Source organism: Arthrobacter sp. Soil_C_60, assembly GCF_057656375.1.
Genome location: NZ_JBDGKM010000015.1, coordinates 83542 through 92336 on the forward strand (window position 1 = coordinate 83542; position 8795 = coordinate 92336).

Sequence of the window (8795 nt, forward strand, 5' to 3'; positions counted from 1 at the left end):
GATTCTAAACTCCTGGGACCCCGGGACCAGACGCTCCAATTTCGCCGGCCGTCGTAACCGCTCGACCGGTCGTGGCGGCGTCGAAGACTTCGGGATCGAAGGGCTTGTCGGTGCCCGTCATGTACACCGCCCATTTCCTGGCCTCGGCATGGTCGGGATCCGCGGGATCGGTCAGGGCGTCGAGCAGTGCCTCGTAGCCTGGCATGCCGCCGCAATCCTCCGGGGGGCCATGGCGCGCGCCGTCGACCAGCGATGCAGTTGGCCCGCCACACGATGCTGGCCAGGCCTTCAGCAGTTCGAGGCGGTGTAGCCAGCTGTCGCCAAAGTCGTACTCGTAGAACGCCGTTCCCGAGTCGGGGACTGTAAGAAGAACGGTGTGTGATGGCCCGGCCTGATCCGAAAGGAGACGGGCGTGTCAGAGTTCACGACCGAGATGACAGAGGCGATGATCGATCCCGTGACGGGAGAGATCATCGATCAGAAGGAGCTCGCCGAGCAGTTGCTCGCGCAGGCCAAGGAACAGGGCGTGAGCCTGGTGGGCCCCGGCGGGCTGCTGAACCAGCTCACGAAGAACGTGCTCGAGACTGCGCTGGAAGCGGAACTGACCGAGCACCTCGGCCACGAGCACGGCGAGACTCCGATCGCGGCCAACATGCGCAATGGCACCCGGTCCAAGACCGTGTTGACCGAGATCGGGCCGGTGGAGATCGAGGTGCCGCGGGACCGCGAAGGATCCTTCGAGCCGGTGATCGGGCCCAAGCGGAAACGGCGCTTGGACGGGATCGATCAGATCGTGCTCTCCCTGAGCGCCCGGGGTTTGACGACCGGGGAGATCGCCGCGCACTTCGAGGAGGTCTACGGGGCCAAGGTCTCCAAGGACACCATCAGCGAAGATCACGGAGATGGTCGCCGGTGAGCTGGCTGAGTGGTCCGCCCGTCCGCTGGATCCGATCTACCCGGTGATCTTCGTCGATGCGATCGCCCGTCTTGGTCCGCGACGGTCAGGTACGCAACACCCCGTTCTACGTCGTCATGGGCGTGACCACCAATGGGGAGCGGGAAATCCTGGGCATCTGGGCCGGCGACGGCCCCGAAGGCGCCCGGTTCTGGCTGCAGGTCTTCTCCGAGCTGAAGAACCGGGGCGTGGCGGACGTGCTCATCGCCGTCTGCGACGGGCTCAAAGGGCTGCCGGAGCCCGATCACGACCACCTGGGAGCGAACGGTGGTGCAGCAGTGCATCGTGCACCTGCTCCGCAACAGCTTCCGCTACGCCGGCCGGCAGCACCGCGACGGGATCGTCAAGGCGCTCAAGCCGGTCTACACCGCACCGAGTGAGCAGGCTGCGAAGGACAGGTTCGACGAATTCAAAGCCGAGTGGGGCCAACGGTATCCAGCCATCGTGCAGCTCTGGGAATCCTCATGGGCGGAGTTTGTGCCGTTCCTGGAGTATGACGTGGAGATCCGGCGGGTGATCTGCACGACGAACGCGATCGAGTCGATCAATGCCCGCTATCGGCGGGCGGTGAGGGCGCGCGGGCACTTCCCCAACGAGGCCGCTGCGCTGAAATGCCTCTACCTGGTCACCAGGTCTCTTGACCCTACCGGCGGAGGCCGGGCACGCTGGGTAATGAGGTGGAAGCCTGCGCTCAACGCGTTCGCGATCACCTTCGCTGGCCGGTTCGAGAGAACCACCCACTGATGAAAACCGCCGGACCCCACACACCGTCTATCGGACAGTCCCGATAATGGAAAGTGCCGCGGACGTAGTGACCCGCATCTTGACTGACGGTCCGTCGAGAAGGCACTGTCCTGAGCTTGATTTGTCCTGGACTGGGCCACGAGGAATTGTGCAGATAGTGTCTACACAATTAGCTCGAGCCACCATGCAGCATTCAAGTTCCGGCAGGCGCTTTCTGTTTCCGCAGCGGATCATGCCCGCGTTTGGCGGGTGACGCCAGCTTGTTGGGTTGACGACCCGCTCAGAAATGATTCATGCATCCGGTCGTCGGAATTCAGTGTTTGACCGGGGGCGGCACGATAATCCTGGCAGGGAGTTTGTGCAGGTCCTGTTAGTCCGTTTCCACCCCGTCGCAGTAGAAGCACCGGGTGGGCGATGTCCCGTCGCATGCTTCTTCATTGTCCATATCTGCGGAAGGGGCAAGGGAATGCCGGGTGAAATCGCGAGGCCGCGCAAAACGCGGCAGTACCGTGCTAGGCATTGAGGTCCTTTCGGAGGGCATCCGCGATGATCTGGACGAGGTGTCGGCTTTCGAGTCCGGCCAGGTCCCGGACCTGGTTGCGGCAGGAAAAGCCGTCGGCGAGGATGGCGCGGTCCGGCGCTGCTTCAGCCTTGGCGAGGATGCCGTCGCGGGCGATGTTCTCGGAGACTTCGTAGTGGCCTTTTTCCATGCCGAAGTTCCCGGCCAGGCCGCAGCAGCCGGCGGAGGTTTCGACGTCGCAGTCCATTGCTTCGAGCAGCGCCTCGTCGGCACCGTAGCCCATCACGGAATGGTGGTGGCAGTGCGGCTGGACGAGCAGCTTTTCTGCCGCGGCCGGAGGCTGCCAGCCGATGCCGGTGAGGAACTCGGCCACGGTCTTCACTGAGCCGGCGAGTTCGGCGGCGCGCGGATCATCGGGGAGCAGTTCGAGCAGGTCCGAGCGCAGGGTGGCTGTGCAGCTGGGTTCGAGCCCGACGACGGTGCGTCCGTCGCGGACGTGCGGGATGAGCAGGTCCAGGGTCTTGTGGAGCTTCGCTTTGGCCGCGGTGAGCTGGCCGGTCGAGATGAGGGTCAGGCCGCAGCAGGCGCCGGGGCCGGCGATCTCGACGTCGGCGCCGGCGGCGGCCAGGACTTCCAGGGCGTCCCGGGGCACTCCCGGTGCCATAGCGTCGGAGAAGGAGTCCACCCAGAGCAGGACCTTGGGTGCACCGGGGGCGACCGGCAGGTGTTCACTGGCCTGTCCGGTCCAGCGGAACGGACGCAGGGGCAGCGGGGGCAGGGAGCGGCGTGCGTCAGCGCCCATCGCGGTCATCATCAGTTTGCGCGCCACGGGGATCCGGCCAGCGGCGTTGACCAACGAAGCCAGCGGGGCGGCGAGCCGCAGCCACTGGGGCAGCCGGCCGAGGGTGTAGTGGCTCAGGGGGCGGATACGCCCCTTGTAGGTCTGGTGGAGGGTTTCGGATTTGAACATGGCCATGTCAATGCCGGTAGGGCAGTCGTTCGCGCAGGCCTTGCAGCTCAGACACAGGTCTAGGGCCTCGTGGACTTCGGGGGAGCTCCAGCCGAGCGTGACGACGCCGCCGTTGAGCATTTCCTGCAGGGTGCGGGCCCGACCGCGCGTGGAGTCCTTTTCGTCCCGGGTCGCTGTGTAGGACGGGCACATGAACCCGCCCTGCGGACGCAGGTCCGCCCGGCACTTGCCCACGCCGACGCAGCGGTGGACCGCCCGGGTGATGTCGCCGCCGTCATGGGCGAAGGCGAAACCGTCGGTGGCGGTGAGCTGCACGGCCTGGGGGCGGCGCAGGTCGGCATCCAACGGCGCGGGACGGACCACGACTCCGGGATTCATCAGATCGTCGGGGTCCAGCAGCGCTTTGAATTTCTCCATGGCCTGCAGCGCATCGGGGCTATACATGGTCTTGAGCAGTTCCGAACGGGCCCGGCCGTCGCCGTGTTCACCAGAGAGCGAGCCGCCGTGCTCGGCGGCAAGGTCCGCGGCGCGCTCGAGGAACCGGCGCATGAGTTCCCCGTCGCGCTCGAGCGGGAAATCGATGCGCACATGCACACAGCCGTCGCCGAGATGGCCGTAGGTGAGGCCGGAGACGCCTTCCTCGGCCATGAGCGCTTCCAGGCCCCGCAGGTATCCGCCCAGTCGCTCCGGCGGGACGGCGGAGTCTTCCCAGCCGGGCCAGGCCTGCTCGCCCGCTGCCGTGCGGCCGGCCAGGCCCGCCCCGTCGGCACGGATCTGCCACAGCCGGGTCGCCTCAGGGCCGGCGGGCAGGACCCGGGATTCCAGAGCGCCGGAGGCGGCCACCAGCTTCTCGGCGGCCTCGACGGCTTCTTCGGAGGTGGCCCCAGCGACCTCGGCCATCAGCCAGCCGCCCCCGACCGGCAGCGCCGGGACGCTGTTCGATCCGTGCGCGCCGCGGACGACGTCGACCAGCCGGGCATCCAGGCCCTCCAGCGCCAGCGGCCGGAACGGCAGCAGAGCAGGCACATCGTCAGCGGCGGCGGCCATGTCTGCGTAGCCAAGCACGGCCAGGGCCGGCGCTGCCGGCCGCGGGACCAGCCTGACCGTGGCTTCGAGCAGGATCCCGCAGCTGCCCTCGGTCCCCACTAGGGTCGCAGCCAGGTTCCGCCCGTTTTCCGGCAGCAGGTGCTCCAGCGAGTAACCGGAGATCTGCCGGCCGAACCGGCCGAACTCGGTGCGCAGCACGGCCAGGTTCTCGTTCACGAAGGAGGCCAGCCCGGGCACCGCATCCAGAGCCTCCGGCCCGGAACCGGCAGCGACGATTTCGCCGCCCCCGGTCAGCCAGGTCATCGACACAACGTTGTCCGCGGTCCGCCCGTAGGACAGGCCGTGCGGGCCGCAGGCGTTGTTGCCAATCATCCCGCCGAGCGTGCAGCGCGCCGCGGTGGAGGGGTCGGGCCCGAAACGCAGCCCGAAGGGATGCGCCGCCAGCTGGAGCGTGTTGAGCACGACGCCGGGTTCCACGACAGCCGTAGCGGACTCCGGGTCGATGGAGAGGACACGGTTCATGAACCGGGAAAAGTCGATGACCACGCCGGGGCCTACCGCGTTGCCGGCACACGAGGTGCCGGCCCCGCGGACGGTGACCGGAATCCGGTGCCGGCGTGCTGTCTGCACCGTGGTGACCACGTCCTCCTTCGAACGCGGCAGGACCACGACCTCCGGGACCACCCGGTAGTTGGAGGCATCCGTCGAATACAGCCCCCGGCTGAGGGATGAAGAGTCCACGATGTCCCCGAGCCGGTCCCTCAAATCCTCGAGGAATGACTCCACCGACGTCTGCTGCCGAATGTCTATCGGTGTGGGGGCCATGGCTTGCTGCTGCTCCTTGCTCGGTCTTGCGGGACATTTTTTCTTCGGCGGCTGTCGACGCTCGAAGAGTTGTCAGGGCCACTGCGGCCCCAGAGGCATGGTTCCGGGGCCACAGCCATCTATGGCGATTTGCCGTGGCGTGGGCGCACGTCTCGCCTGTGTTTGTGGCTCATGACCGGGCACGAACCGACGCATGTCTTAGCGGGTGATGTCCGCTCCCAGGATTTCGCCCAAGGCACGCACCGAGGCGTCCTGTTGGCGCTGGCAGAGCTCATTGGGATCGGCGACCGGACGGCCGACGATCTGCGACATTACTGAGATATCGTAGTCGGTTCCGGTTTGGGCGTCGTCGCGCGTGCCTTCGTCCGTGAGGTTGGACTGGAATATCCCGGCTGCGGAGCGGGGCAGGAAGTCCTCATAAACGATCGGCTCGGGCACTGCCACGCCGTTGCCAATGAGCTCGTCCAGAGACACGGTGCGCCCCTGCAGCGAACCATCGTAACGCGAGTTCAGCGCGTCTTCATCGACGGAGTAAGTGAAGTAGGCCAGCCTCTGTAGGGCCAGCTCCTTCTCGGTGCGGGGAAGGTTTTCCTCCCAGACCCCGCGGGCGACGTCGACGCGTACACCGTTGCCTTCCCCCACGGCCAGGCGGCGGTCGGTCTCTGCGACCATCCGGTCGTAGAGGTCGCGGCCGGCCGGGGTCAAGGCGATGCCGCGCTGTTCGACCTCGCCGAACCGCACGCGCAGCTCGCCCGGGCCGACAGAGCCGTCCTCGAACCGGAAGATCCGGTCCTCGGACAGGGCGCGGAAAGAAGTCTGGCGCAGTAGAACGTCCGGGCCGTCCCAGCGCGGCGGACCCTGGATCTCGTCGATCATGGCGATCCCGCGGGCCTCCATCCGAGCGTAGAGGTCGTCAATATCCAGCACCCGCGGGGTCAGGTGGTTGATGTGGGTCGTGGTGACACCGCCGATGTCGGAGGCGACAGCCGAGACCGCCTCGAGCTTCTTATACCAGGCGTAGTCGACCGGATCGTCCGACAGCTTGAAGGCACCGGTGGCCAGGTCGAGGAGACGTCCTGCCTTGTGCTCGTCAAGGCCTCCTTCCGCGGCGGCCCGGTCGGCAAGCTGGAGCAGCTCCTCGGGGAACAGAGTGCGGGCGCTAATGAACTCCCGTAGCTGATCCTGCAGTTCAGGGCTGAAGAACCGGGGGTCGTCGGCGGCGAGCATCGAGGTAAACACCCGGAAGGGGTTCCTGGCCAACTCGTCCGGATCTACCGGCCTGAACGCCGTGGACACGACCGGGACGGAGGACTTGGACGCGTCGCGCAGGTCGTAGAAGCCCACCGGATGCATCCCGAAGGCCGCGAAAATTCGGGCCACCTGCGACATTTCCTTGGCCGATCCCACGCGGATGGCGCCGTGCCGCTCCGCTGTTACCCGGGAAATGCTGCCCAGGCGTTCCGCTTCGGCGCCTTTGCGTTTGAGGAAGTCTTCATTGACCTCCGTGGATACCTCCACAAGGGTGTTGTAGGCCGGGACTTCGTCCCCGTACATGTGGGACAGCCTGCGGGCGAACTCGGCCCGCAGCTGCCACAGCTTAAGGAATGACATCGGTTGATCCTTTCGGTTCCACTAGAAGGCGCGTGGTGTCGGGGCTGCAGTCTTCAGTGACCGGTCCCTGGATGGTTGGTTTGGGCAGTTCCCGGCTGGGCAGGCTGCGAGGCGGGCAATGCCCGAGATGAGAAATCAGGCGATATTGGTCACCACCGAGGGCCAGACGCCGTGGCGGGCTCCATTGACGATGAAGGCACATTAGCCCGCGAAACTTGCCGCATGTACACGCAGATTTTCATGTGGTCCTTGCTCTCTATTCCCTGTTGCCGTGCGGTTAGGCGAACTGCTGACGCTTTTGGGCCGCTGCGGCGCCAATGAAGGAGATGTCGTTGCCCGTGGCGACATAGCCGGCGCCCAGCTCGAGATACTGACGGATCAGGTCGGGCCATCCACCGAGACCGCCGATGCCAACGGAGACCCCATTTGCCTGACAGGCCTTAATGACCCGGAGAAAGGCATCATGCACTTTGGGGTGATCCATCTGCCCTGCAATTCCAAGCTCGACGCTCAGGTCGTTAGCTCCCACGAGGAGCATGTCCAGGCCGTCCACAGCAGCGATGTCCTCGACAGCGTCCAGTCCTGCCTGTGACTCGATCATGGCCACCACCATGGAAGCCTCGTCAAGCACCTGAACGACCTCAGCGGGCGGCAACGTCCGATAGTTTAGCTGCGGTGCAGCGCCCGCTAGGGAGCGCTCTCCGAGGGGCGCATGCTTTACGGCGCGGACGAGAGCGCGGGCCTGCTCTGCCGATTCCACGTCGGGAACGATGATGCCCATCGCACCTGAGTCCATGACTCTGGCGATGAAGGCCGGGTCCAGTCCGGGGACGCGGACCAGGGGTGTGACGCCGAGGTGGTTGCAGGCCATGCAGATTTGCCCTGCGGCTTCCAGGGGAAAGCTGCTGTGCTCCATGTCGATGTAGACAGAGTCGAACCCTGCTGTGTGTGCAATGGAGGCGATGTCGACGGTACGCACGAGTCGAATCGCCATCGAGTATACGGTTTCACCCTTGGACAGCTTTTCTTTCACGTGATTGCGGAGCAGGCTGGTGGCTTCGTTGTTCATGGTCTTCAGTCTCCTGATTGAGGTGTTTTAGCCGGAGAGCGCCGGCAATGCTTGTGCTTCGTCCTCGAGCCCGTACACGGATTTGATTTCGAGATTTTCTTCGAGCCCGAACCTGCCCATCAAGCGGCCGATGCCTGATTGCTTGTAGCCGCCCATGGGAGTGTACGAATCCGTGGCTGCCCCGTTGTAGCTGATGCGTCCGGCGCGCAGGCCGTTGACGACGCGGCGGGCATTCGCACGGTCGCCGCCGAAGACGTAGCCCCCGAGGCCGTAGGGTGAATCGTTGACGATGCGCAGGGCCTCATCTTCGTCCCCGTAAACATGACGGCCAAAACCGGTCCGAAGACCTCCTCCCGGGCGATGGTCATGCGAGTTCGACACGTATCGTGAATGGCCGACTGAGCTCATCCGTTGGAATGAGGCTTGCCGTCAAACAGGGGCCCGTATGAGAATTGCTCCTCATACGGATCCCCTCATGTGTCAAATAATTGCCTGTTTGCGTCAGCTCCAGTCGTAGAAGCCCTTGCCGGTCTTGCGGCCCAGCTCGCCGGCGGCGACCTTGTCCCGCAGGATCTGCGGCGGCGCGAACCGCTCACCCAGGGTCTTGTGCAGGTACTCCGCGATGCCGAGGCGGACGTCGAGGCCCACGATGTCCGTGGTCTTCAAGGGCCCGGTCGGATGCTTGTAGCCGAGCACCATCGCGTTGTCGATATCCTCGGCGGACGCGACACCCTCCTCGACCATGCGCATGGCTTCGAGCGCGATCGCGACGCCCAGCCTCGAGCTGGCGAATCCCGGTGCATCATTGACGACGACGGCGGTCTTGCCCAGCGCCCGGACCCAGCCGCGCGAGGTCTCGACGAGCTCAGGCCGGGTCTGGCGGCCGATAACGACCTCGATCAGCGTCGAGGCGGGAACCGGATTGAAGAAGTGCAGCCCGAGGAAGTCCCGGGGCCGGGCCAGCTGTTCTGCCAGGTCGGACACGGACAGGGACGACGTGTTCGAAGCCAGCACGGCGCCGGGCGCGAGCCGCTCCTCGACCGCGCGCAGCGAT

At 65.6% G+C, this 8795-nt stretch carries 5 protein-coding genes and 2 pseudogenes; 1 reads left to right on the forward strand and 6 read right to left on the reverse strand.

Annotated elements, in window-relative coordinates; genetic code table 11:
* Positions 1-4: 4 nt before the first annotated feature.
* Positions 5-337, reverse strand: a pseudogene (locus AC3A4M_RS21345) (plasmid pRiA4b ORF-3 family protein); the annotation flags it as partial.
* A gap of 108 nt (positions 338-445) precedes the next feature.
* Between AC3A4M_RS21345 and AC3A4M_RS21350 the strand changes: the two are divergent.
* Positions 446-1699: pseudogene (locus AC3A4M_RS21350) on the forward strand (IS256 family transposase).
* 512 nt (positions 1700-2211) lie between these two features.
* Here the strand turns inward: AC3A4M_RS21350 and AC3A4M_RS21355 are convergent.
* The 5 genes from AC3A4M_RS21355 to AC3A4M_RS21375 all read right to left on the reverse strand — a co-directional run.
* Positions 2212-5061: an FAD-binding and (Fe-S)-binding domain-containing protein gene (locus tag AC3A4M_RS21355; RefSeq protein ID WP_498738446.1), complete on the reverse strand. Its 2850-nt coding sequence runs from the start codon at positions 5059-5061 to the stop codon at positions 2212-2214.
* 198 nt (positions 5062-5259) lie between these two features.
* The gene (gene hglS, locus AC3A4M_RS21360; protein ID WP_498738448.1) at positions 5260-6672 is read right to left on the reverse strand and encodes a 2-oxoadipate dioxygenase/decarboxylase; all 1413 of its coding nucleotides are present in this window, start codon (positions 6670-6672) and stop codon (positions 5260-5262) included.
* Positions 6673-6949: 277 nt separating this feature from the next.
* Positions 6950-7741: an HpcH/HpaI aldolase family protein gene (locus AC3A4M_RS21365; RefSeq protein ID WP_498738450.1), complete on the reverse strand. Its 792-nt coding sequence runs from the start codon at positions 7739-7741 to the stop codon at positions 6950-6952.
* Between the two features lie 27 nt (positions 7742-7768).
* On the reverse strand, positions 7769-8122 hold the full coding sequence (locus AC3A4M_RS21370; RefSeq protein ID WP_498738452.1) for an aldehyde dehydrogenase family protein: 354 nt from the start codon (positions 8120-8122) through the stop codon (positions 7769-7771).
* Between the two features lie 120 nt (positions 8123-8242).
* On the reverse strand, positions 8243-8795 hold a 553-nt coding region (locus AC3A4M_RS21375; RefSeq protein ID WP_498738454.1), incomplete at its 5' end, for a 3-hydroxyacyl-CoA dehydrogenase family protein.